Source organism: Streptomyces sp. NPDC101393, assembly GCF_044767385.1.
Lineage (GTDB): Bacteria > Actinomycetota > Actinomycetes > Streptomycetales > Streptomycetaceae > Streptomyces.
This window is the reverse complement of sequence record NZ_JBIWNU010000006.1, coordinates 146,302-171,346: the sequence shown is the minus strand read 5'-3', so window position 1 is coordinate 171,346 and position 25,045 is coordinate 146,302. Positions and strand designations below refer to the sequence as shown.

The window sequence follows — 25,045 nt, the reverse complement described above, 5'->3', positions numbered from 1 at the left end:
ACGGGTGACCGATACCGTTCCGCGCCGGGCCGTGTCGTGGCATGTCTGTGCCAGGGTGATCTGCCCTGCTCCCGCCGGGCGGCAGGGGTCGGCAGATCTCGACGGCGGCCGGCGTCGCCGTCGCCACGGCGCCCGGTCCCGCGGCATCCGGCAGAGGCCATCCGGCACCCCCGGCAGCTCCTGCAGCTCCTGCAGGAGCTGCAGCTCCTGCAGCTGACGCTCGTGCTGTCCGCCCGGCCGTGGAGCCCCACCCGAGGAGGACGACGCGGCCGGACTGGTTCCGTACGAAGAGCTGCTCGCCGGACGGGGCCGGTCCTCGCGCCGACGGGTCTCAGTCCCGGCGGTCGTGCTCCTGCTCCAGCAACGCTTCGAGATCGGAGAGCCGGTCCAGCCCCCGGACCGCCTGCGTCATCCGTGCGTTGTGTGCGAACCGGTCGCGGTGACGGTGCAGGAGATTCCAGTACCCGGCGGTGAAGGGGCACGCGTCCGCACCGACCCGTACGGACGGCTTGTACCGGCAGGGGCCGCAGAGGTCGCTCATCCGGTCGATGTACGCGCCTCCGGACGTGTAGGGCTTGGTGGTCATGCGGCCCCCGTCCGCGTACTGCGACATGCCCACCACGTTCGGGACCATGACCCAGTCGTAGCCGTCGACGAAGCTGCGGTGGAACCAGTCGGTGACGGCCCGGGGCTCCCACCCTCGTTGCAGGGCAAAATTGCCCAGGATCATCAGACGTGGAATGTGGTGTGTCCAGCCGGTCGATCTGACCTGCTCCAGGACGTGGGCGAGGCAGTTCGCCCCGGTCGCCTCCGCGGACAGCTCCATGAACCAATCGGGCAGGGGCGCGTGGTGACGCAGAACGTTGCTCGCGCGGTACTGCGTGCCGAAGTACCAGTAGACGTGCCAGACGAACTCGCGCCATCCGGCGATCTGCCGCACGAATCCCTCGGCACTGTTGAGCGGCACATCGCCCGAGCGCCATCGTGCCTCCGCCCGTTCGACGCATTCGGCGGGATCCAGCAGCCCGAGGTTGAGCGACGAGGAGAGCAGGCTGTGGCTCATCGCCGCGTCCCCGGCGAGCACCGCGTCCTCATACGCCCCGAACGTGGCGAGGCGGCGCTCGACGAAGCGGCGGAGCGCGGCGAGTGCCTCCCGGCGCGTGGCAGGGAACCTGCGTGGTGCGTCCTCGCCGACGAACTCGACGTCCCCGTCACGCGACCAGCGGTCGAGATCGGACCGCACCTGGGCGTCGATGTCGCTCTCCCGGGGGCGATAGGGCGCCGGAACGCCCAGGTCGGTGACGCCACGGGGCGGGGGCTGCCGGTTGTCGTGGTCCAGATTCCAGCGGCCGCCGACGGGCCGGCTGCCCTCCATCAGCAGGTCGTGTGTCCGGCGGACCCATCGGTAGAAGTCCTCCTGGCGGAGGCGTTTCGTGCCCCGGTCGTCCGCCCACTGCCTGAACTCGTCGTGCGACACAAGAAAGCCGCGCGCCGGCAGCACGCGTACGGAGGGCAGCGCGCGCACCAAGGCGTGGGCCGCATGGGACGTGGGGTGGTGCACGGTCACCGGGCCGTCTCCCACCGCCTCGCGCAGTCCCTCGCGATAGGTGTCCGCCTTGACGTACCGCACACGGTCACCGAGCTCGGCGGCCCGATGGCGCATCGCGGACAGGACCAAGTGCGCTTTGGCGCGATGGAACCGTCGTCGTCGCAAGACGCTGCGAGCCTCGATCATCAGCAGCGGGGCATCCCGGTGCGGAGCGCCCCGCGCCGGATCGACGAAATGAGGGCCGAGCTGATCACCGAACAGCCAATGCGGGGTGCCGGGCTCATCCTGGGTCATGCCGAACGCTCCATTGACGATCTGCTCCCCGACCATCGCACCGTGCGGCGCGACCCTCCCCTCCGCAGATCAAAGCGCACAACAGGGCGGGCGTACCCTCCACACGCCGGACACCCTCGCTTCGCAGGGCGTCGCCCTCGTCGCGACGCACTCACCGCGCCGGGTTGCCCATGTGCACGGATGCGGCCGTGGAGGTGGGCAACCCGGCGCGGTGGTGCAACGCTGGGGCACACGCACACGCACACGCTCCGTACGTGACGTGAGGTGACGTGACAGGCGGCTCGCCGCTTGGGGACAGAGTCAGGGAGTGCCATGAAGCCCCTCGTGCGCAACGCTGCGCTGACCGGCTACGCCGAACTGGGCCGGTCGCTCGGGCTCGATCCGCGTGCACTGATGAAGCGCGTGGGCCTGGACCCGGTGGGCCTCGCGATCCAGGACCGGTGGATCCCCGGCGCCTCCGTGACCGAGCTGCTCGAACTGTCGGCCGCCGCCTCCCGGCGCGAGGACTTCGGCCTGCTCCTGGCCGAGCGCCGCCGCATATCGAGCCTCGGCCCGATCAGCCTCGTCATACGTGAGGAACCGAATCTCCGCAGCGCCCTCGAACTGCTCGTCAGATACGAGCACATGTACAACGAGATGCTGAGCAACCGGCTCTCCGTGGCGAACGATCTGGCCACCATCAGGACGGTCCTGGACCCCGCCGCGGCCATGTCGGTCCGGCAGGCCACGGAGCTGGCGGTGGGAGCGACCCACCAGCTTCTGCACATCTTCCTCGGCCGTCACTGGCAGCCGCTGTGCGTGTGCTTCGTGCACTCCGCTCCGTCGGACCTCCGCACACACCGGCGCGTCTTCGGCCCCGTGGTCGAGTTCGATCAGGAATTCAACGGGATTGTGCTCGGCGCCAACGATCTGAACACCGTCAATCCGCTCTCCGATCCGCAGCTCCGCACCTACGCACGGACCTATTTCGAGTCGGTTTCGGAGGCGCGTGACACGACGGTGCTCAGCCGTGTCCGCGAGCTGATCGAAGTCCTTCTGCCGACGGGACGTTGCTCCATCGACCAGGTGGCACGGAGTCTCAGCGTCGACCGGAGAACGGTCCACCGGCACTTGGCCGACTCGGGTGAGACGTTCTCCTCCCTGGTCCATGCGACGCGCACGCAGCTCGCGGAGCAACTGGTGGCCAACCCGCACCGCTCACTGACGGACGTCTCACAGCTGCTGGGCTTCTCCGCGCCCAGCGCCTTCTCGCGCTGGTTCCGGGAGCGGTTCGGCTGCAGCCCGCGCGCGTGGCGGAGCCGGCAGAGCGACGCGCAGCACTCGCCCCAGGGGTGAACCACGACCGCTCCCGGGCGGCCGGCTCGCCCTCGGCGGGCGGCGTGTCCCCAGGCGGTAAGTCACGTGTCCCGCAGGGCAAAGCGCCGGCTCCTGCCCGGACGTAACGTCGAAGCATCGCTGGAGGGAACGCCGGCCGCACGGGAAGGGCAGGGATCCTGCCCGCGGCCTGCCGTTCCTCCCGGGGCCCGCCGGACTCGTCCCGAGCCGTGCGGTGGGCTCCGGAGCCCCGTCCGCACGCCCTCGCTGCGCTCCGCTGCTGTTCCCCTCCCGCCGGCGCGGCGACGGCGGCTGATTCCCGCGCGGGCGGGCTCGTCGGACGGCCCCCTTCACCGATCCCGCTCCCACCCCGTCCCCGCACATGCCCTTGCAAGGAGGCACCCCATGCATTTCCTCGACGACTCGCTGTACCCGGAGAACCAGGAGAAGCTGGTCATCCAGGCCGCGCCCTACGGTCCGGAGTGGCTGCCGGGCGACGCCGACGACCTTCCGCTCACCATGGACGAGCACGTCCAGGCGGCCGTCGACTGCTACAACGCCGGGGCCACGGTGCTGCACATCCATGTGCGTGAGCTGGACGGGCACGGGTCCAAGCGCATGTCCATGTTCAACGAGCTGATGTCCCGGCTGCGGGAGGCCGTGCCGGACATGGTCCTGCAGATCGGCGGCTCGATCTCGTTCGCCCCCGAGGAGGAGGGGGCCGACGCCAAGTGGCTCAGCTACGACACCCGCCACATGCTGGCGGAGATCACGCCCCGGCCCGACCAGGTGACCATCGCCATCGGCTCCAGCCAGATGAACATCGTCGAGCTCTTCGACGACGAGGACATCGAGGGCACCTCGATCGCCAAGCCCGCCACATACGAGGCGTACCGCGACATGGTCGTCGACGCCACGCCGGACTTCTACCTGGAACACCTCAAGCGCCTGCGCGCCAAGGACATTCAGCCGCACTTCCAACTCGCCCACACCGCGCAGCTGGAGACGGTGGAGCGGATGATCCGCAAGGGCGTCCACAGGGGCCCCCTGGTGCTCAACTACGTGGCGATCGGCGGCGGTTTCGCGGGGCGGCACCCCGCCGACCTGGTCGAGTTCATGCGCCGCGTCCCGGACGGCGCCGTCCTGACCATCGAGGCGTCCATGCGCGCGGTGGCTCCGATGAACGCGGTCGGTATCGCTCTGGGGGCGCACGTCCGCGTGGGCAACGAGGACAACCTGTGGCGTCACAAGGGGCAGCGGATGAGTTCCGTCGAGCAGATCGAGCAGACGGTCCAGCTCGCCCGCGTACTCGGCCGCGACATCGCGACCGGCGCCGAGGCGAAGCAGATCTACCGGATCGGCGAATGGTACGCGGACACCGACGAGACGCTGACCCGTCTCGGCATGGTGCCGAACCGCCTTCCCGGCCAGCGGGGCTTCCTGCTGGGCGCCCGCGAAAGCTGATCTGCCGGACCTGACAGAGACGACGGCTGTCGCGGGGCCCGGGGCCCGTCCGCACGCGCGCCCGGGGACCGTCCGCGGCAGCCGCCCGCACCCGAGCACTACGGAGCACCTTGTGGCACATGCCGTTCGTTTCCATGAGACCGGGGGCCCGGACGTCCTGCGATGGGAGAAGGTCACCGTGGGCCGCCCCGGCCCCGGCGAAGTCCGCATCCGGCACGTCGCGGTCGGCCTCAACTTCGCCGACACCTACTTCCGTTCCGGGCTCTACCCGGTCCGGCTGCCGGACGGGCTCGGCGTCGAAGCCTCCGGCGTCATCGAGGCCGTCGGGGAGGGCGTGACGCATATCGCCGAGGGCGACCGTGTGACGTACACGGGCAGCCCGCTCGGGGCCTACAGCACGGAACGGGTCATGCCGGCCGACACGCTGATCAAGCTCCCGGACGGGATCAGCTGCGAGACCGCCGCCGCCATGACGATGCGCGGCCTGACCTCCGCCTATCTCCTGCGCCGGATCCACCCGTTGAAGGCAGGCGACACCGTTCTGCTGCACGCCGCGGCGGGTGGCGTCGGTCTGATCCTGTCCCAGTGGGCCGAGCTGAACGGCATCACCGTGATCGGCACGGTCTCGACCGAGGAGAAGGCCGAGGTGGCACGCGCCCACGGCTGCAAACACATCGTCCGCTACCGGCAGGAGGACGTGGCCGAGCGGGTACGCGAACTCACCGACGGAGCCGGTGTCCCCGTCGTCTTCGACAGCGTCGGCAAGGACACCGTCGCCGGGTCCATGGCCTCACTGAAGCGCCGCGGGCTCCTGGTGTGCTTCGGTACGGCCTCCGGCGTGCCCCCGCTGGACGCGATGCAACTCGCCCTCCACGGCTCGCTGTTCGTCACCCGCCCCGCCCTGGCCGACTACATCGCCGATCCCGGGGAGCGCGACCTCCTGGCCGGCGAGCTCTTCGATCACGTCGCCTCCGGCCGCATCCGCATCGAGATCAACCAGCGCTACCCCCTCCAGAACGCGCCCCGGGCCCATCGCGACCTGGAGGCCGCCCGGACCACGGGCTCTTCCGTCTTCGTCGTCTGACATCCGCACCACAGCCGCGCCCAGCCGCACCACGTCGTTCAAGGAGTGAGCACCATGCCGCATGCCACCCAACCGAGGGAAAGCGCGCCCACCGTGGTGGGCGCAAGGGGCCGTCGCAGCTCCCTCCGGGTCGAGCCCCTCACCTGCACCATCGGCGCCGAACTCTCCGGAGTGAGCCTGGCCGACGCCGCGCGGGACGAGGAGCTGTTCGCCGAGATCAGGGAACTGCTGCTGCGGTACAAGGTCCTCTTCCTGCGGGACCAGGACATCACGGGCGGCGAGCACGTGGCCTTCGCCTCGCGCTTCGGCACCCTGGAGGACCACCCGGTCCTGGGCAGCGACCCCGACCATCCCGGGCTGGTCCGCATCTACAAAGACCTCGACAGCAAGCCCGAGCACTACGAGAACGCGCTCCACTGCGACGCCACCTGGCGCGAGTGCCCGCCCATGGGCTCCGTACTGCGCTGCGTGGAGACGCCCGAGGTCGGCGGCGACACCATCTGGATCAACATGGCCGAGGCATACCGCCGGCTCCCCGGCCACATCAAGGACCGGATCGCGGATCTCCGCGCGCGGCACAGCATCGAGTCGACCTTCGGCGCGGTCATGCCCATCGAGCAGCGGCACCGGCTCAAGGCCCGCTATCCGGACCCCGAGCACCCGGTGGTGCGCACCCACCCGGAGACGGGAGAGCAGATCCTCTTCGTCAACAGCTTCACCACGCACCTCGTCAACTTCCACACCCCCGACAACGTGCGGTTCGGTCAGGACCACGCCCCCGGCGCCGCCAACCTGCTGAACTATCTGATCAGCCAGGCGGCCGTCCCGGAGTACCAGGTGCGCTGGCGCTGGCGGAAGAACAGCGTGGCGATCTGGGACAACCGCTGTACGCAGCACTACGCGGTGCAGGACTACTGGCCCGCGGTCCGCAGGATGGAGCGCGCCTCAATCGCCGGTGACAAACCCTTCTGACCCTCCCGAGACGAGAGAGGTGACACCGATGGCGCTGCACACCGCCGGTGCGACCGGCCCGGAAACCGCCCGGACCGCACCTGCTGTCTCCCGCGGCTATGCGTGGCTGGTGTTCGGCTTGAGTTTCGGGCTGCTGCTGTCCGACTACATGTCGCGCCAGGTCCTCAATGCCGTCTTCCCGATGCTCAAGGCGGAATGGCTGTTGTCCGACAGCCAGTTGGGCTCTCTCAGCGGCATCGTGGCCCTGATGGTCGGCGTGCTGACCTTTCCGCTGTCGCTGGCCGCGGACCGGTGGGGAAGGGTCAGGTGCCTGGTCGCCGCCGCCACGGTGTGGAGCCTGGCGACCCTGGCCTGCGCGGTCTCGGCCGGTTACGGCGCGATGTTCGCCGCCCGGTTCGTCGTCGGGGTCGGTGAGGCGGCATACGGAAGCGTCGGCATCGCCGTGGTCGTCAGCGTCTTTCCGGTCGGCCTGCGGGCCACGCTGTCCGGCGCGTTCATCGGCGGCGGGGCCTTCGGATCGGTGCTGGGCGTATCGGTCGGCGGTGTGGTGGCCGGGCACCTGGGCTGGCGCTGGGCATTCGGCGTCATGGGGATCTTCGGGCTGGTCCTGGCCCTGCTCTACGGCCTGGTGGTCACGGAGAAGCGGCTGAGGAGGCAGCGTGGGGCAGCGCCGGCCGACGCCCGCGACCGCCCCCGCGCGCGCGGTGCGCTCCGTCCGCTGCTGCCCCGGCTGTTCTCCTCGGTCTCCGTGAACTGCGCCTACATCGGCAGCGGGTTGCAGATGTTCCTCGCGATGGCGCTGCTCGCCTGGATGCCGAGTTTCCTCAACCGCTACTACGCCCTGTCCCCCTCGAAGGCCGGACTGATGGCCGGAGTCTTCGCGCTGATCACCGGCGTCGGGATGATCGGCGGCGGAATGCTGGCGGACCGCCTCGGCCGGCGGGTCGCGGCCCGCAAGTGGACGGTGTCGCTCTTCTGCAGCGTCGGATCGGTCGTGCTCCTGACGAGTGGGTTCCACCTGCCGGCCGGCCCGCTGCAGCTCGGGCTGATAGGCGTCGGGAGTCTGCTGTGCAACGCGACGGCCGGGCCGACCGCCGCCATGGTGGCGAACCTGACCCCCGCCGCGCTCTCGGCGACGGCCTTCGCCACGCTCACCCTCGCCAACAGCCTGCTCGGCCTCGCACCGGGCCCGGCCGTCACGGGCATGCTCGCCGATCGCCTGGGCCTGCTCGACGCCCTGCAGCTGGTCCCCCTCGTCGCCCTCGCGAGCGGTGCGGCCTTCGCCGTCGGCAGGCGTTTCTACGACCACGACCGGCGCCGCCTGGGCCTGCTGCCCGCGGCGGTCCGCACCCCGCAGTCCCAGCCATGACTCTCGCTCCGCCACCGACCTGCGCGGTCGCCCCCGGAATGCGGGACCACGTGTCGGACTTCGCAAAACCGATGCCCGAGGACTACCCGAACACGACGGCGCTGCCCGACAACGGCTGGACGCACACCCGCGCAGGCCCCTCCCCTTCCCCGGCATCGTCGCGGCCATATCGGCACCCCGACAGCGGCGCGGCGGTCTGCGTGTACCGCCATGGACGTCCGGTGCCTCGGTCGTCCATGGCCTCGGTCACGCCGTGCGACAACACCTGGCGATCCGACCGTTCGCCCTCCAGTTACACATCGCGAGTGCCCCGCCGCACGCCGTAGGAGCTACTTGGCCGGCGAAGTGGCGGTCTTCTTGATGTCCTGGACCGCGGTGCCGAAGGTTCGCATTCCGTTGACGATCTCGTTGAGCGATGCGGTGAAGAGGCGACCGCGCTCCGCGTCGGTCCGGTGCGGGGTGCCCTTGCGCGGGACGGTCGCGTCCTGGCACTCCTGGGCCCCGTGGTGCACCTGGTTCAGCGCGCGGGACCATTTCTTCTGGAGGTCTTGGCCCGGGGCGGGGAAGTAGTCCCGGGCCTTCTCCACCTGCCGGCTCAGGGCGCCGCAGCGACGGTGGAACGCCTTCTCGTCCAGCGTGACCTTCCCGTCCGCGTTGCGCTTCCCCGAGGCGGCCTTGAGGAGTTCGGAGTTCAGGGCCAGCGAGGCGGCGTTGATCTGCTGCGCATGCCGGGTCCCGCCGTTGTTCAGCCAGGACGCCGCCTGCCAGGCGCGGGTCTGCGGTGCCTTGGCCGGCGGGGCGGGACCGCGTTGCTTCCCGGCCGCATCGGCCGCGTCCTGCCAGAGGCGGGGGTCGTCGGCGGCGGATGGCTGGGTGAAGGTGACGGCGGCCAGCACCACCGCCGGTGCGGTGAGCGCGAGGAGCGTGCCCGCCTTCAGGAGCGTCGAGGGCGGGCGGAAGGCCGCGGTGGGGGCCGGTTCCGCGGCGCTGTCCGCGGTCGGCCGTCCGCGGAGCCGGCGCACCGCCCACGCCAGACCCGCCCCCGCCAACGCCGCGCAGGCCGATCCGAGGATGGCGTTGACGAGCGTGAGGGAGGTGACCTGGCCGTCGATGATCAGACCGTTGGCGGGGCGCCACCGGCACACGTCGAAGGCGGTGTTCAGCGGCCCCAGGCAGCCATCGGCGGAGAAGAGCAGGAACACCTCGGCGTACGCGAACAGTTGGACCACCTGCGCGGCGAGGAGCCCCCGCAGCAGCCGGCTCCGGCCCGCGCGGGCGGCTACCACGGCGGCCGTCAGCAGGCAGGCCGCCAGGACCGTCACGGTCACCCACCACACATGGATGACGACGGAGGGGGCGGCCGCCGCCCCGGTCGTGGCCGGCCGCGACTGGTTCATCATGAGCTGGGCCAGGACCAGCCCGGCCCCGCACACCAGGGCACCGGCGAGCCCGGCGCCGAGCGTCCGGCGCAGCCGCAGACCCGTGCCCCCCGGGCCCGCGCGCTGGAGCAGGGCGAGGGCCAGCGGTACCAGCCACATCAGCAGCGTGGCGGCCCCGACCAGCATCGTGCCGCTCAGCGGGGTGAGAAGGGCGAGGCCGCCCGCGAAGGCCGAGAGGTCAGGGCCGTAACCGTGCCAGTCGCCCGGGACGGTCCGGGCGTAGTACGCGGCCAGTTCCGCGCCCTGGTTGCCGACGGCGCCCAGCGAGAGCGCCATGCCCCCCGTGTGCCACCACCGCAGCCCGGCCCACAGCACCGTTGCCGTCACCAGCGCGCAACCCACCGCGGCCGTCCAGCGCTGCCCCTGCCGGGGCAGGGCGAGGGCCAGGCGCAGGGACTGGGACCACCACACCGCGGGCACGGCGGCGATGAGCGGGAAGACGAGCAGGTACTGGGGCCGCGGCAGCATCCAGTCGAGCCGGACCTGGCCGCTGGACACGAACTCGCCCAACAGCAGGCCGAAGCCGAGCCAGAGGCCCGCCACCGCGGCGGACCGACCGTCTCCGTCGGCCGTGCCCGAGGCCCGTACGAGCGGCAGTCCCAGGGCGAAGCAGAGCACCGGAGTCACCGCGCCGGCCGTGATCCAGAGGGAGCCCGGACCGTCGGACAGGACCGGAAGCGTCGCCAGGGACCGGTACAGGAGCGCCGCCGAGATACCGGTGAGGAACATCGCCAGGGGGCTGACCCGGTCGAGGCGGTCGGCGTCGGCGAGCGCTTGCCGACGCTCTTCCCACCGCGGGTGGGTCCCGAGCAGCGCGGTCAGCCGGCGCAGCCACGGTGCGCCGGGGGCAGCGGGGTCGGCGCGCTGCCAATTGGCGGCGTCCGCGCCCCAGGCGACGGCCCGGCGGTCGGCGAACAGTTCGCGCCGCCGCAGCAGGTCGGCCCGGGCGAGGTGCACCAGCCCGGCCAGCAGCAGTCCGATCAGCACGGGGGCCAGCAGCGTGGGCGCAGCGGCGGGCCACCACGGGGACTTGAGGCCGGACAGCGCCAGGATGAGGATCCAGCCGGTCACGGCGAAGGTCGGTATCAGGGCGAGGAGTACGTAGGCCCGCCAAAGGGCCGTACTGGCGTAGGCGTGGTCCACGTCGCGGTGGTGCACATGCGCGAGTTCGTGCAGGACGACGGCGCGGAAGCCCTCGGGGTCGGTGCCGAGCTGCGGGAGCAGACCCGAGTGCAGGGAGACGGTGTAGCTCCCGGAGCGGCCGTAGACACTGGCGCCGGCGGTCATCCGCGCCGGGTCGACGCAGAAGCGCAACCGCGCGCGGACGCCGGTGCGGGCGCACAGCGCGGCGAGTTCGGCCCGTAGTGCGCCATCGGCGTCGACGGTTTCGAGCGGCACCATCCGGCGCCACCGCTCACGAGCCGCCGGCAGCCACCAGTACAGCCCGGCCGCGAGGGCGAGCAGCACCAGGGTGGCGAGGGCGCCGCGGTACGGGACGAGCGTGTGGTCGCCGATGCACTTGTGCAGGGCGCCCGGCCGGCTCAGGGACCTCAGAATGTTCGCCAGATCGCTGCTGGCGGCGTCGAATCCGGCGGCGTACATGCACCCGGTCGGGCCGTGCAGGCCCTCCCGGCCGTCGCGCAGGCCGACGAGCACCGGGACGTCCTGGAGCAGCGTGTCGAGTGTGGGAATGCTCGATGCCACGACGAGGCCCATCAGCAGCGCGAAACGGGGGCCGGTCCCGCTCGCGCTCCGAAGCGCGGCGAGGGCCTTCACGAGGCGGTACCAGGGGTTTCGGGCGGCTCCTCATCAGTCGCCACCGCCGTCGAGATCCGCGCCACGACACTGTCGGCCAGCGCCTCGGCCTCCCGGCGGTCGGCGCCTCGCTCGGTGGCCTGTTCCACGATGTGGTTTCGGACCAGCGCCAACTCTCCGGGATCCAGCGCGATCAGCGTACGGTTCGCAGGGTCCGGCGCCCGGCGCAGCAACCTGCGCGCGCCGGCCCGGCCGCGCGCCAACAGCCCCTCCGTGGCGCGGTCGACCGTACGGCGGGCCGCCTGGTCGAGGACGAGCCAGATGACCGGAGTGACCAGCGCGGACACTTCGGCGTAACCGAACCCGAGCGGCTCCCGCCTTCGCCCGCCCCCGGCGAGGGTGCGGACGACCCGGTCGTCGTCCCACACCCGCAGACTGTCGACGAGCGGCAACTCGTGCGCCGCGTGCTCGGCCACCACTTCGCGCACCAGATCGCGCACATACAACACCGTGCAACCCCCGTACCCAGCAATCCAGTTCAGCACATGCCAGCACCATAGGGGGAACGGAGGCACCCCTGAAGGCACAACGACGACAGACCCGCGGCAAGGCACGGCGTGCGCCGAAGCGGACGAGCCTTCACTCGCCTGCGCCACTGACATCACCGACACCAGTGACACCACCGGCACCATCCGCCCGATCGCAAGATCAGCGCCCAGAGCCGAACTGCGTGACCGTCGACGGGGCTGATTGCGCCCGGCTGTGGTGGGTTGGTGCGCGTCGTCGCGGGGTGTGGTTCGCCAAGTGCGCGAGCGAGTTGGTCGCGAAGGCGGGGGTTCTCCTGGGTGAGCCGCCGGGTGCCTGCGTTGGAGACTCGAGGCATTCGTTGCAGCAAGGAATCGTCGGAGGTGCGCTGACGCGCGGGCACCGGGGATCCGGGGTCGCAGCGGTGTGCTGCCCGTAGCCGCTCGATCTCTGCGCGCACCTGCACGACGCGCAAGTGGCGCCTCGTCAGAGCATGCGTCGATTGAGCGTCACGAGCCCCGAAGGTGCGTCAAACGTACGTCAAGACCTCGCCCGTAGCGCACATAAAGCCCACCACTCATACCTGCAGGTCAGGCGCCCTTCCCTGCCTTCTCCAGGATCGCCACGCACTCCACATGATGCGTCATCGGAAACAGATCGAACGCCCGCATCCGCCGCGGTACGTACCCGGCCTCCTGGAAGTACTTCAGGTCGCGGGCCAGGGCCGCCGGGTCGCAGGCGACGTAGGCGATGCGGCGGGGGGTGAGGGCGGCGAGTTGGGCGACGGTTTTCTTGCCGGCGCCGGCGCGTGGGGGGTCGAGGACGATGAGGTCGGCGTCGGTGATGCCGGTGCGGGGGAGGATCTGGTCGACCTTGCCGTGTTCGATGCGGACGCGGTCGAGGTCCTGGAGGTTGTGGCGGGCGTCCTCGGCGGCGCGCTTGCCGGATTCGATGCCGAGGACGGCGCCCTTGTCGCCGACGCGTTCGGCGAGCGCGCCGGCGAAGAGGCCGACGCCGCAGTAGAGGTCGAGGGCCATGTCGCCCTTCTTCGGCATCAGGCCCTGCATGACGGCCTCGACGAGGAGGTCGGCGGCCTTCGGGTGGACCTGCCAGAAGCCGCCGTTGCCGACGCGCCAGGTGCGGTCGGCGGCGCGTTCGCGGACGAAGGGGCGGCCGTGGACGCGGTGTACGCCGCCGTCCTTCTCGTCGACGCGGAGGACGGAGACGGGCTGGTCGAGCTCGACGATCGGGAGGCGGCCGCCGGGCTTGGGGGTGAGGATCACCTGGCGGTCGTGCGAGCCGGTGGCGGCGATCGCCTCGACGGAGGCGATCTGCGGCCAGGAGCGGGACTCGATGCCGAGCTCGGAGACGCCGGGGGCGGCGATCATGCAGTGGTCGACGGGCTGGACGTCGTGGGAGCGGTGCTTGCGCAGGCCGGCGCGGCCCTCGTCGTCGATGGCGTACTGGACGCGGGTGCGCCAGGCCGGGACCTCGCCCTTGGCGACCTTGTCGCCGGGGGCGGGCTCGACGGTGCCGTCCCAGCGGGCGTCCTCCGGGGTGAGGCCGGCGAGCCGTTCGAGCTGTTCGGCGATGACGGAGCCCTTGAAGCGGCGCTGGGCGCCGGGTGCCGCGTGCTGCCAGTCGCAGCCGCCGCACTTGCCGGGGCCGGAGAAGGGGCAGGGCGCCTCGACCCGGTCCTTGGAGGGGGTGTGGACCGCGACGGCGTCGGCGCGCAGGAAGCGGTCGCCTTCCTCGCCGTCGGTGATGCGTGCGGTGACGCGCTCGCCGGGGAGGGTGTGCCGTACGAAGAGGACCTGGCCCTCGTCCGTGCGGGCGATGCAGTGGCCGCCGTGGGCGACGGGGCCGACCTCCACCTCGTACTCCTCGCCGACCAGCGACTTCTTCGGTTCCGCGCCGTCCTGCGACGTGATCGGTTCTGTCTGCATGGCGGCGGGGCTCCTGAGGTGGGTGGGGTGGTGCGGTGGTGCGGGGCCCGAGGGGCGTGGTGCGGGCGGACGGCCCTCGGGGTTGACGACAGCCTTCGAGTCTACGTGCCGTGGGGCGGTGCACCTACCGGGTGCGTGGGGGCGCCGGGCGGGACGGCGGAAGCCGCACGGCGGGTGACTGCCGTGCGGCTTCCGGTGACCGGCGCCTGCGGTGACCGGTGCTGAGGCGACTCGTGCCTTAGGCGGCTCGTGCCTGGGGTGGCTCGTGCCCTAGGTGGCTCGTGCCCCCCGTGACCGGTGCGTGCCCCGCTTCCGGTGCGCCTACTTCTTGGTGCCCGCCTTCTCCTTCTTCGGCAGCGTCACCGGGCCGCGGCGCACCGCACCCGGGGCGTTCCACTCGGCGCGCTTGCGGGCGCGCTTCTTGGCGGCCTCGGAGGAGTCCAGCTGCCAGGGCACGGAGGTGACCATGACGCCGGGGGTGAACAGGAGACGGCCCTTGAGGCGCAGCGCGCTCTGGTTGTGGAGCAGGTGCTCGTACCAGTGGCCGACGACGTACTCCGGGATGTAGACGGAGACGGCGTCGCGCGGGCTCTCCCGGCGCAGCGACTTGACGTACTCGATGATCGGCCGGGTGATCTCGCGGTAGGGCGAGGCAAGGACCTTGAGGGGGACCTCGATGCCGCGGCGTTCCCACTCGGCGCGCAGGGCCTTGGTGTCGGCCTGGTCGACGTCGACGCTGACCGCTTCGAGGGTGTCCGAGCGCATCAGCTTGGCGTAGTTCAGGGCGCGCAGGGTGGGCTTGTGCACCTTGGAGACCAGGACGATGGAGTGCACCCGGGAGGGGCGGACGATCTCGTCGGGGGTGTCCTCGGCGGCGATCTCGTCGGCGACCCGGTCGTAGTGGCGGCGGATCGCGCTCATCGTGACGAAGAAGATGACCATGCCCAGCAGGGCGACCCAGGCGCCGTGCGTGAACTTCGTCAGCAGGACGACGACGAGGACCAGGCCGGTGAAGGTGGCGCCGAAGGCGTTGATGGCGCGCGAGCGGTGCATCCGGCGGCGCTTGGCGCCGTCCTTCTCGGTCAGCAGGTGGCGGTTCCAGTGCCGGACCATGCCGATCTGGCTGAGCGTGAAGGAGACGAAGACGCCGACGATGTAGAGCTGGATCAGCCGCGTCGAGTCCGCGCCGTAGATGACGACGAGGACGATGGCGGCGCCGGCCAGCAGCACGATGCCGTTGGAGAAGGCGAGCCGGTCACCGCGGGTGTGCAGCTGGCGCGGCAGGTAGCGGTCCTGGGCGAGGATCGAGCCGAGCAGCGGGAAGCCGTTGTAGGCGGTGTTGGCGGCGAGGAAGAGGACCAGGGCGGTGGCCGCGGCCAGCACGACGAAGAAGAACGAGCCGCCGCCGAAGACCGCCGCGGCGACCTGGGAGATGACCGGGTCCTGGGTGAATCCGGAGCCGACCGGGGTGCCGTTGTGCAGCAGGTCCTTGGCCGGGCTCTCCGCCATCTTGACGTCGGTGGCCATGGCCAGCGCGATGATGCCGCAGAACATGGTGACGGCCAGGCCGCCCATGAGGGCGAGGGTGGAGGCGGCGTTCTTCGACTTCGGCTTGCGGAAGGCGGGCACGCCGTTGCTGATCGCCTCGACGCCGGTGAGCGCCGCACAGCCGGAGGAGAAGGCGCGCAGCAGGAGGAAGACCAGCGCGAAACCGGCCAGGCCGCCCTGTTCGGCGTGGATGGTGTAGTCGGCGGTGGGGGCCTTCATGGTCTCGCCCATGGCCAGGCCGCGGACCCCGCCCCAGATGATCATGATGAAGACGCCGGCCACGAAGATGTACGTCGGGATCGCGAAGAGCTTGCCCGACTCCTTCACCCCGCGCAGGTTCATGAGCGTGAGCAGCACGATCATGACGACCGCGCACAGCGTCTTGTGCTCGACGACGAACGGGATCGCCGATCCCAGGTTCTCCACCCCGGAGGCGATGGAGACCGCCACGGTCAGCACGTAGTCGACAAGCAGCGCGCTGGCGACGGTGAGGCCGGCCTTCGGGCCGAGGTTGGTGTTGGCGACCTCGTAGTCGCCGCCGCCGCTCGGGTACGCATGCACGTTCTGCCGGTACGACGCCACGACGGTGAACATCAGCACCACTACGGCGACCGCGATCCAGGGGCTGAAGTGGTAGGCCGACACTCCCGCGACGGACAGCACGAGCAGCACCTCGCCGGGCGCATAGGCCACGGAGGAGAGCGGGTCGGAGGCGAAGACGGGGAGTGCGATGCGCTTGGGGAGGAGGGTCTCCCCCAGCTTGTCGCTGCGCAGTGCGCGCCCGATCAGGATCCGTTTGGGCACGTCGGTCAGTTTGGACACGGAGAGGATGCTAAGCCTTCGTCAAGGCCCACGCCCACCCGCCACCCGAGCGGGTGGTCACCACGAGGTGGCGCACCGTGCACCTGACCTGTTCGGGGCGGTGGCACGGCACGGCGCATGCACATCTTCCTCACCCCACCCGCACCCGCTGACCGCGCTCGGCGCACCCGGTCCGCTGCCGCCGCGTCTCCTCCAGCTCGCCCCGGTGGCGGGCCTGTTCGCCGATGCGGCGGCCGTGCGGCCCGGGAGCTCGAACAAGCCGGCGCGCGCTCCGGTGGTCAGGTCGGTGCCGCGCCGCGGTGCGGGTCGGCGAGCGGGGTCGCGGGCTCCGTGGCGTTCGTCACGGGGGGCGGGACAGGCACTCGACCGGGGGGCGCCCCGCGGCGCGGCAGCCGCCCCGGCGCCGCCGCCCGTGGTCATACCTCCCGGACCACTCCCGTGCGCGGGCGCCGGGACAGCAGCTCGCCCAGTCCCTCGCGGGTGGCGGCCAGCAGCACGTGGTCCTGCGGGCGCAGCACATAGCCGTCGCCCAGCTCGTGTGCCAGGTGCGCCGGCTCGCGTTCACCGTCCTTCGGCGGTGCGGTGCCGGCGGCGTCGCTCTCCCCCTCCTCGGGCGCGGAGGTGTCGACGGCGAGCACCCGCAGCAGCCCCGGCCGCAGGACCTCGCCGACCGTACGGCCCTCCAGTGCGGCATGGCCGCGTACCTCGACGCGGGCGACGAGCAGCACCCGGCGCTCCACGGGGATGGCCCCGATGATCTGACGCCCCATCATCGCGCCGGCGAAGGCGGGCGCGGCCAGGAAGGTGACGCTGCGGCTGCGGGTCAGGGCCAGCGGGTGCGCGGCGCGCAGCGTGCGGTAGACGGCGGTGGCGAAGCGGTCGTCGAACAGCCGCAGGGTCACCCGCAGCCGGGGCTTGAGGGACCTGGCGTAGAGGGCGGCCTCCAGGTTGGTGGTGTCCTCGCTGGTCAGGGCGAGCAGCGTATGGGCCCGTTCGACCTTGGCGGCCTCCAGGACGCCCTCGTCGGTGACGTCCCCCAATACGGTGGGCACCCGCAGCCGGCGGGCCAGCGCGATCCCGCGCGCGTCCGGGTCGGCCTCGACGCACACCACCGGGATGCCCATCTCGTGCAACCGGGCCAGCACCCGGGTGCCGACCTTGCCGAGCCCGAGCAGCACCACATGGCCGGACAGCCCGCGCGGCGGGCGGCGCAGCGCGGAGGCGCTGCGGAAGGTTCCGAGCCCCTCGAACGCGGCGGCCACCAGCACCGGCAGCAACAGCAGCCCGGTCAGTCCGGACAGCAGCTGCAGCACCTTGCGGGGCAGCGGTTCGCCGATCGCCGGTTCGTTGATGGCGAAGAGGTCCAGCAGCGAGAGGTACGCGGCGTGCAGCGGGTCGGCGCCCGTGGTGAGGGAGGAGGCGACGGCCAGCGCCAGCACCGCGCCGACGACACCGGCCAGCGACCAGCGCAGCCGTCGCGAGAACAGCGAGGCGAGCGGGGCGCCGCGGCCGCGCAGCCCGCCGCGGCGGGCCGGCCGGCCGGTGTAGGAGACGGTCTCCAGGACGACGGTGCCGCAGCCGGCGGAGTCCGCGACCGACGCGTCGTCCGGCAGCAGCACGGGATCGCCGTCGGCGACGGCCGAACCCGGCGTCTCCGCGGGGTCGTTGGCCGACGCCGAGAGCACGGCCAGGGTGCACAGTCCCGGCACCTGGGGGCGCCCCGGTGGCACCGGCGTACGCTCCACGGCGCGCAGCAGCAGCCCGTCCGCCTCGATGACCTTGCTGGTTCCGGCGACGGCGGTGGCCGCCAGTGCCGGGGCGACGGTGTCCGCGTCGGACAGCACCGTGGTGGAGGCGTCGATGCTGCGGGCGTCGTCGCCATCCGCGGCGGCGACCGCCGCGGCCTGGTCGAGCAGGCCCTCCAGGTGCTGGCCGAGTTTGCGGTTGTAGAGGCGGATGACCAGCCGCAGCCGGGGGTTGAGGCGGCGGGCGCGCAGCGCGGCGTGGATGTTGGTCTCGTCGTCGTCGTAGACCAGCGCCAGTGCGCCCGCCGTGGCGATGCCGGCCTCGATCAGGGTGGCGTCGTCGGTTTCCGCCACCTCGACGATCCGCAGGGTCTCCTCGGGCGGAGTGTCCCCCTCGTCCGGCCCATCGGGCTCAACGGGCTCACCCGCCCGCGCCGGTACCGTACGCGCCATCGCCGCCGACACCCGCCCGAGCAGGGCGGTGGCCCGGCCCAGTCCGCGCGTCGGGGCGGGAATACGCGGCCGGTGCGGATCGCGGGCGGAGGGGACGACGAGGGTCACCCGTTCGCGATAGACATCCTGGAGTTCGGCGGCGAGACGGTGCGCGAGCGCATCGTCGCCGCAGACCACCATGTGCGGGGTGGGGGAGCCCTGTTGGGGCTGCTGGGGCAGAGTGGGCACACCTCGTAGCGTGCCTTACGGGGGCCGCGCGGCGCAGCCCGGCGCGTCAGGGCGCGCGATCACCGGGCGGGTCCGCACCGAGCGCGCGCCGACCGCGCCCCCTGCCACGGACGCCAATACAGCTACGGTTGTACCGGACCACGATGCGGCCAACCCGCCCGTTGGCGCACCCGGTCCCTATCGCGAGCAGTGGCTTCGTGTCGCCGGTACTCGGAGAAGAAAGTAGTGAGCAGGGTGTTTGTGCAGGTCAGCGCGCTAGTCCAGGGCACGGGGTAATCAGCATGCACATCGTCATCATGGGGTGCGGTCGCGTGGGCTCCGCGCTCGCGCAGACCCTGGAGAGCCAGGGGCACACCATCGCGGTGGTCGACCAGGACCCGACCGCGTTCCGTCGCCTGGGCTCGTCCTTCGGCGGCCGCCGGGTGACCGGCGTGGGCTTCGACCAGGACACGCTGCGCGAGGCCGGCATCGAGGAGGCGGGCGCGTTCGCCGCCGTCTCCAGTGGCGACAACTCCAACATCATCGCCGCCCGGGTGGCGCGCGAGATGTTCGGCGTCGAGAACGTCGCGGCCCGTATTTACGACCCGCGTCGCGCCGAGGTCTACCAGCGCCTGGGCATCCCCACCGTGGCCACCGTCCGCTGGACGGCGGACCAGATGCTGCGCCGCCTGATGCCGTCGGGTGCCGAACCCCTGTGGCGGGACCCCAGCGGCGGCGTCCAGCTCGCCGAGGTGCACACCTCCCCGGCCTGGGTGGGCCACAAGATCAGCACGCTGCAGGAGGAGACCGGCGTCCGCGTCGCCTTCCTCACCCGGCTGGGCGAGGCGACACTGCCGACCTCTCAGACGGTGCTGCAGGAAGGCGACCTGGTGCACGTGATGATGCGCACCGGCGACGTCGAGACGGTCGAAGCGGCATTCGCCGAAGGTCCTGAGGAGGCGCACGCATGAGGGTCGCGATTGCGGGCGCGGGTGCGGTGGGCCGGTCCATCGCCGGCGAGCTGCTGGAGAACGGTCACGAGATCCTGCTCATCGACAAGGCGCCGACCGCCATCTCGGTCGAGCGGGTGCCGCTGGCGGAGTGGCTGCTGGCCGACGCCTGCGAGATCACCTCGCTCGACGAGGCGGCGCTGCAGCGCTGCAACGTCGTCATCGCGGCGACCGGCGACGACAAGGTCAACCTCGTCGTCTCGCTGCTCGCCAAGACCGAGTACGGCGTGCCGCGGGTGGTCGCCCGGGTCAACAACCCCAAGAACGAGTGGCTGTTCAACGAGGCCTGGGGCGTCGATGTCGCCGTCTCCACACCGCGTCTGATGTCGGCCCTGGTCGAGGAGGCGGTGAGCGTCGGCGATCTCGTCCGGCTGCTGCGCTTCAGCCACGGCGACGCCAACCTCGTCGAGCTGACCCTGCCCCCGGAGGCCGCGCTGGCCGGCACCCGGGTCGGCGATGTGGAGTGGCCCGAGGACACCTCCCTGGTGACGATCATCCGCGGTACGCGGGTGCTCACGCCCAACAAGGAGGACGCGCTGGAAGCGGGCGACGAGCTGCTGTTCGTCGCGGCCCAGTCGCGTGAGGAGCAGCTGGAGGACCTGCTGTCGATGCGCCGCGACGACTCCGCCTGAGCGGCCGTCCGGCGACGGCCCGCCCCGCGGGCGGAGCAGGCGCACGCCAATGACGAAGGGCCCCGGGACCGAAGAGGTCCCGGGGCCCTTCGCCGCTGTGTGCGGCCGGCTCAGCGGCGGTGGCGCGGCCCCTGCGAGGGGCGCTCGGCGACCGCCTCGGCCGTGAGGCCCTCCGCAAGATCGTCCGCGACGGTGCCCAGGACCTCGCGCTCGCGCACGCGCTGCCGCTCGGCCTCCTCCTCGGCCTTCTCCCGCGCCTCCATCTCCGCGAAGACGTCGATGGGCGGCGGCGCCTTCGCCAGGAAGACCCACGTCAGGTAGACGGCGAGCAGGAACGGTGGGATCTTCAGCGCGATCAGCACCCAGCCCAGCTGGGAGGTGTTCGCCCAGAAGTAGAGCGGGAAGAGGATCGCGCACTTGGCGAGCAGGATCAGCCCCCAGGCCCAGCTGGCCTTGGCGTACGCCTTCTTGCGGCCGGGGTTGCGGGTGCGCCAGGAGAGGTTCTCCTTGAACACCGGGCCCAGGATCAGGCCGATCAGCGGGACGCCGGCGACGGTCGTGATGATGTAGGCGAGCGCCAGGCCGAGGGTGTAGAGCATGCCCGGCAGGTAGAAGTCCTTGGCGTTGCCGGTCATCATCGCGAAGACGACGCCGAAGGCCACCCCGAAGACGCCGCTGAAGGCGTGCTTGACGGTGTCCCTGCGGACGAGCCGGACGGCCGCCAGCACCAGCGAGACGGCCAGCGCCGCGATCGCCGAGACGTGCAGGTCCTTGTTGATCGTGAAGATCGTGACGAACAGCAGGCCGGGGAGAACGGTCTCCACCATGCCGCGTACGCCGCCGAACGCCTCGAAGAGGGCCGCCTCGGTGACTGCTCTGCCGTCGGCGTCCTTGCCGGTGCCAGGAGCGGCCGGGTCGGCTGCGGACGTGCCGGACCCGTCCTCGGCGACAGCGCCGGGGGGGTCCGAAGGGGTGGTGCCGGAAGAGGCTGAACGGTCAGTGGTCGGTCGGTCGTGAGACGTCACCGGCTACTCCTGTCCGAGTGGTCGGAGTTCGTACTTCGGATTGAAGAGCACCCGGCGTCCGTGGCTCATGGAGACCCGGCCCGAGGCGATGAGCTTACGGCCGGGCTCGATGCCCACGATGGAGCGGCGTCCGAGCCACACCACGTCGAGTGCGGCGGAACCGTCGAACAATTCCGCCTCCAGGGCAGGCACACCGGCACGCGGTCGCAGCGTCACATGCCGCAGGGTGCCGGTGACCTTGACTATCTGGCGGTCGTCGCAGTCGCAGATGCGGGTGCACCCCGTCGCCTGCGTGTCCTGCTGCAGCTCAGCCGTCTGCAGCTCCTCCTCGGAGGAGGACAGCCTGTCGAGCATCCGGCGGAAGCGTCCGGCCGGCTTCTCGGATCGGGTCCCAGCACTCATAACTCCAGCGTACCGGTGCGCCGGGCCCCCGATCACTGCCTGTGCACGGACTCGCCACCGGGCTGACGCACCTGCCGTCGCCCCGCCCGTTCACCCCCGTGCCGCAAGCACCCCCTCGCGCGCGGCACGTCACCGCGCGGGCGCCTCACTGCTCGAAGCGGTAGCCCATGCCCGGTTCCGTGACGAAGTGCCGCGGGTGCGAGGGGTCGCTCTCCAGCTTGCGGCGCAGCTGGGCCATGTAGACCCGCAGATAGTTGGTCTCCGTGCCGTACGAGGGGCCCCAGACCTCCTGGAGCAGCTGCTTCTGGCTGACCAGGCGGCCGGCATTGCGGACCAGGACCTCCAGCAGATGCCATTCGGTGGGGGTCAGCCGGATGTCGCGGCCGTCGCGGTTGACCTTCTTCGCCGCGAGGTCGACGGTGAAGCCGTCGGTCTCCACGATCACCTCGTCGTCGGCCGGACCCGTCGGTTCGGCCCTGCGCACCGCGGCCCGCAGCCGGGCCAGCAGCTCGTCCATCCCGAACGGCTTGGTGACGTAGTCGTCGGCCCCCGCGTCCAGCGCCTCGACCTTCTCGTCGGACGTCTGCCGGGCGGAGAGCACCAGGATCGGCACCCGGGTCCAGCCGCGCAGGCCCTTGATCACCTCGACGCCGTCCATGTCGGGCAGCCCGAGGTCCAGGACGATGACGTCGGGGTGGCGGGCGGCGGCGAGTTTGAGGGCGGTGGCCCCGTCGGGGGCCGCGTCCACCTCGTACTTGCGCGCCTTCAGGTTGATCACGAGGGCGCGGACGATCTGCGGCTCGTCATCGACCACAAGCACCCGGTTCACTGGCGTTCTCCCCTTTGGTCATGGTCCGTCGGTCCCCGGCGGGCGCGGCCCGCGGGGGGTGTGGAGGTGGTGGGTGCGATGGGCGTGCCGGGGTCGGCGGGGCTCATGTGGTCGCCCGTGCCGGGAGGTCGGGCCGGGCCGGCGGCCGGCCGGGCGCGGTGCGCAGGGTGAGGACCATCGTCATCCCGCCGCCGGGGGTGTCCTCGGCGGCGAGCGTGCCGCCCATCGCCTCCGCGAAGCCGCGCGCGACCGCGAGTCCGAGCCCCACGCCGGCTCCGCGCGGCGCGTCACCGTAGCGCTGGAAGGGCTCGAAGATCCGGTCCTTGGCGCTGTCGGGGACGCCCGGCCCGCGGTCGGCTATCCGCAGCTCCACCCGCTCGCCGAGCGCACTGGCCGCGACCAGCACGCCCACGCCGGGCGGGCTGTATTTGACGGCGTTCTCGACGAGATTGGCGACCGAGCGCTCCAGCAGCCCCGGATCGACGGCGACGATCGGCAGTTCCTCGGGGATGTCGAGGGTGACGCTGCCTTCCGGTACGCCGCCCAGCGCCATCGGCACCACTTCGTCCAGGTCGATCTCGCGGATCAGCGGGGTGACCGTGCCGGTCTGCAGCCGCGACATGTCCAGAAGGTTGCCCACCAGGTGGTCGAGCCGGTCGGCGCCCGCCTCGATGCCCGCCAGCAGCTCCGCCTCGTCCTGGGGTGACCAGGCGACGTCGTCGGAGCGCAGGGACGTCACGGACGCCTTGATGCTCGCGAGCGGCGTACGCAGGTCGTGGCTGACCGCCGCGAGCAGCGCCGTCCTGATGCGGTTGCCCTCGGCCAGCTCCTGCGCCCGCGCCGCCTCGCCCACCAGCCGCTGGCGGTCCAGTACGACGGCGGCCTGCGCGGCGAACGCGGCCAGCACCCGGCGGTCCTCCGCGGGCAGCACCCGGCCGGTCAGGGCCAGCGCCATGTGGTCACCCACCGGCATGTCGACGTCCGCGTCGTCCGGGCGCAGCAGCGGCTTGCCGTGGTCGGGGTCGCCCGCACGGCCCGCGCAGGTCCACGGATCGACGTCGCTGCGCCGCTCCAGCAGCGCCACCGCGTCCATCCCGAAGGTCTCGCGCACCCGCTCCAGCAGCGCGTCCAGGGTCGTCTCACCGCGCAGCACGCTGCCCGCCAGGAAGGAGAGGATCTCCGACTCGGCGCGCAGCCGGGCCGCCTGGTGGGTGCGGCGGGCCGCGAGGTCCACCACGGACGCGACCGACACGGCTACCGCGAAGAAGATCACGATGGCCACGATGTTGGTCGGGTCGCTGACGGTGAGGGTGTGGGTGGGCGGCGTGAAGTAGAAATTGAGCAGCAGCGAGCCGACGGCCGCCGAGGCCAGCGCCGGCCGCTGCCCGCCGAGCAGCGCGGCGACGACCGTCAGGAAGAGGAAGAGCAGCACGTCGTTGGCGAGCCCGGGACCGTTCTCGATGCTGGTGAGCAGCAGCGACAGCAGCACCGGCGCCACGACGCCGACGAGCCAGCCGGCGATGAGCCGGGACCGGCCCAGCCGGGCCCCGCGCGCCACCGGCAGCCCGCGGCCCTTGGCGACCTCGTCGTGCGTGACGATGTGCACGTCGAGGTCGGGCCCCGATTCGCGGGCGACGGTGGCGCCCACACCGGGCCCGAAGACGTACTGCCAGGTCTTGCGGCGGCTGGAGCCCAGCACGATCTGGGTGGCGTTGACCCCGCGGGCGAAGTCCAGCAGCGCGCGGGGGACGTCGTCGCCGATGACGTGGTGGAAGGTGCCGCCGAGGTCGTCCACCAGGGTCCGCTGGACGGCGAGCTCCTTGGGCGAGGCGGAGGTCAGGCCGTCGCTGCGCGCGATGTAGACGGCGAGCACCTCGCTGCCCGACCCCTTGGCCGCCATCCGGGCGGCGCGGCGGATGAGGGTCCGTCCCTCCGGGCCGCCGGTGAGGCCGACGACGATGCGTTCGCGGGCCTGCCAGGTGGAGCGGATCGAGTGCTCGGCGCGGTACTCCTGCAGGTATTCGTCGACCCGGTCGGCGACCCACAGCAATGCCAGTTCGCGCAGCGCGGTGAGGTTGCCCGGCCGGAAGTAGTTGGAGAGCGCGGCGTCCACCTTGTCGGACCGGTAGATGTTGCCGTGTGCCATCCGGCGGCGGATCGCCTGTGGCGACATGTCGACCAGTTCGAGCTGGTCGGCCCTGCGGACGATCTCATCGGGCACGGTCTCACGCTGGCGGACGCCCGTTATCGACTCGACGACGTCACCGAGTGACTCCAGATGCTGGATGTTGACGGTCGAGACCACATCGATCCCGGCCTCCAGCAGCTCCTCGATGTCCTGCCAGCGCTTGGCGTTGCGCGAACCGGGGACGTTGGTGTGCGCCAGCTCGTCGACCAGGGCCACGGCCGGCGCCCGTGCCAGCACCGCGTCCACGTCCATTTCGGTGAATGCCGCCTCGCGGTACTCCAGCTCCCGGCGCCGGATCTGCTCCAGGCCGTGCAGCATCACCTCGGTGCGGGGCCGTTCATGGTGCTCGACGAACGCGACGACGGCGTCCGTGCCGCGCTCCACACGCCGGTGCGCCTCGGACAGCATCGCGTAGGTCTTGCCGACGCCCGGTGCCGCACCGAGGTAGATCCGTAGCTTGCCGCGTGCCATGG

The 25,045-nt window shown here is 71.6% G+C and carries 17 protein-coding genes; 7 read left to right on the top strand and 10 right to left on the bottom strand.

Going from position 1 to position 25,045, the window contains the following annotated elements; all coding sequences use genetic code 11:
- Positions 1 to 331 precede the first annotated feature (331 nt).
- The gene (locus ACIRQ7_RS20565; protein ID WP_404264130.1) at positions 332 to 1,843 is read right to left on the bottom strand and encodes a cryptochrome/photolyase family protein; all 1,512 of its coding nucleotides are present in this window, start codon (positions 1,841 to 1,843) and stop codon (positions 332 to 334) included.
- A gap of 312 nt (positions 1,844 to 2,155) precedes the next feature.
- Here ACIRQ7_RS20565 and ACIRQ7_RS20560 point away from each other — a divergent pair, with 312 nt between their 5' ends.
- The 5 genes from ACIRQ7_RS20560 (at position 2,156) to ACIRQ7_RS20540 (ending at position 8,046) form a co-directional block, all read left to right on the top strand.
- Positions 2,156 to 3,178, top strand: a complete 1,023-nt coding sequence (locus ACIRQ7_RS20560) for an AraC family transcriptional regulator (protein WP_404264128.1) — start codon at positions 2,156 to 2,158, stop codon at positions 3,176 to 3,178.
- Positions 3,179 to 3,562: 384 nt separating this feature from the next.
- A complete protein-coding gene (locus ACIRQ7_RS20555; protein ID WP_404264126.1) occupies positions 3,563 to 4,621 on the top strand; it encodes a 3-keto-5-aminohexanoate cleavage protein in 1,059 nt (352 codons plus the stop codon).
- A gap of 112 nt (positions 4,622 to 4,733) precedes the next feature.
- Entirely contained in the window at positions 4,734 to 5,705 is a 972-nt protein-coding gene (locus ACIRQ7_RS20550; protein ID WP_404264124.1) for a quinone oxidoreductase family protein, read from the top strand.
- Positions 5,706 to 5,759: 54 nt separating this feature from the next.
- Entirely contained in the window at positions 5,760 to 6,677 is a 918-nt protein-coding gene (locus ACIRQ7_RS20545) for a TauD/TfdA dioxygenase family protein (protein WP_404264122.1), read from the top strand.
- 28 nt (positions 6,678 to 6,705) lie between these two features.
- Positions 6,706 to 8,046: an MFS transporter gene (locus ACIRQ7_RS20540; RefSeq protein WP_404264120.1), complete on the top strand. Its 1,341-nt coding sequence runs from the start codon at positions 6,706 to 6,708 to the stop codon at positions 8,044 to 8,046.
- Positions 8,047 to 8,375: 329 nt separating this feature from the next.
- Here the strand turns inward: ACIRQ7_RS20540 and ACIRQ7_RS20535 are convergent, their stop codons facing one another.
- From ACIRQ7_RS20535 to ACIRQ7_RS20515, 5 genes are all read right to left on the bottom strand, one after another.
- Entirely contained in the window at positions 8,376 to 11,261 is a 2,886-nt protein-coding gene (locus tag ACIRQ7_RS20535) for a M48 family metalloprotease (RefSeq protein ID WP_404264118.1), read from the bottom strand.
- Positions 11,258 to 11,740, bottom strand: coding sequence for a hypothetical protein (locus ACIRQ7_RS20530; RefSeq protein ID WP_404264116.1), 483 nt, complete (start codon positions 11,738 to 11,740; stop codon positions 11,258 to 11,260). The genes ACIRQ7_RS20535 and ACIRQ7_RS20530 overlap by 4 nt, the downstream gene beginning before the upstream one ends.
- Before the next feature lie 615 nt (positions 11,741 to 12,355).
- Positions 12,356 to 13,711, bottom strand: coding sequence for a class I SAM-dependent RNA methyltransferase (locus ACIRQ7_RS20525; RefSeq protein WP_404264114.1), 1,356 nt, complete (start codon positions 13,709 to 13,711; stop codon positions 12,356 to 12,358).
- A gap of 321 nt (positions 13,712 to 14,032) precedes the next feature.
- On the bottom strand, positions 14,033 to 16,081 hold the full coding sequence (locus ACIRQ7_RS20520) for an APC family permease (RefSeq protein ID WP_404264111.1): 2,049 nt from the start codon (positions 16,079 to 16,081) through the stop codon (positions 14,033 to 14,035).
- A 416-nt stretch (positions 16,082 to 16,497) separates the two neighbouring features.
- Positions 16,498 to 18,459, bottom strand: coding sequence for an NAD-binding protein (locus tag ACIRQ7_RS20515; protein WP_404264577.1), 1,962 nt, complete (start codon positions 18,457 to 18,459; stop codon positions 16,498 to 16,500).
- Between the two features lie 329 nt (positions 18,460 to 18,788).
- On the opposite strand from ACIRQ7_RS20515, the gene ACIRQ7_RS20510 reads away from it, so the two are divergent.
- On the top strand, positions 18,789 to 19,457 hold the full coding sequence (locus ACIRQ7_RS20510) for a potassium channel family protein (RefSeq protein ID WP_404264109.1): 669 nt from the start codon (positions 18,789 to 18,791) through the stop codon (positions 19,455 to 19,457).
- Positions 19,454 to 20,128 (top strand): potassium channel family protein, encoded by a 675-nt coding sequence (locus tag ACIRQ7_RS20505; protein WP_401471207.1) that lies wholly within the window; start codon positions 19,454 to 19,456, stop codon positions 20,126 to 20,128. The genes ACIRQ7_RS20510 and ACIRQ7_RS20505 overlap by 4 nt, the downstream gene beginning before the upstream one ends.
- A 110-nt stretch (positions 20,129 to 20,238) precedes the next feature.
- Here ACIRQ7_RS20505 and ACIRQ7_RS20500 read toward each other — a convergent pair whose 3' ends face one another.
- The 4 genes from ACIRQ7_RS20500 to ACIRQ7_RS20485 form a co-directional block, all read right to left on the bottom strand.
- A complete protein-coding gene (locus ACIRQ7_RS20500) occupies positions 20,239 to 21,153 on the bottom strand; it encodes a DUF3159 domain-containing protein (protein ID WP_404264107.1) in 915 nt (304 codons plus the stop codon).
- Between the two features lie 3 nt (positions 21,154 to 21,156).
- Entirely contained in the window at positions 21,157 to 21,555 is a 399-nt protein-coding gene (locus ACIRQ7_RS20495) for an OB-fold nucleic acid binding domain-containing protein (protein ID WP_401471211.1), read from the bottom strand.
- Positions 21,556 to 21,700: 145 nt separating this feature from the next.
- Entirely contained in the window at positions 21,701 to 22,384 is a 684-nt protein-coding gene (locus ACIRQ7_RS20490) for a response regulator (RefSeq protein ID WP_401471214.1), read from the bottom strand.
- 103 nt (positions 22,385 to 22,487) lie between these two features.
- Positions 22,488 to 25,043, bottom strand: a complete 2,556-nt coding sequence (locus tag ACIRQ7_RS20485; RefSeq protein WP_404264104.1) for a DUF4118 domain-containing protein — start codon at positions 25,041 to 25,043, stop codon at positions 22,488 to 22,490.
- Positions 25,044 to 25,045 lie beyond the last annotated feature (2 nt).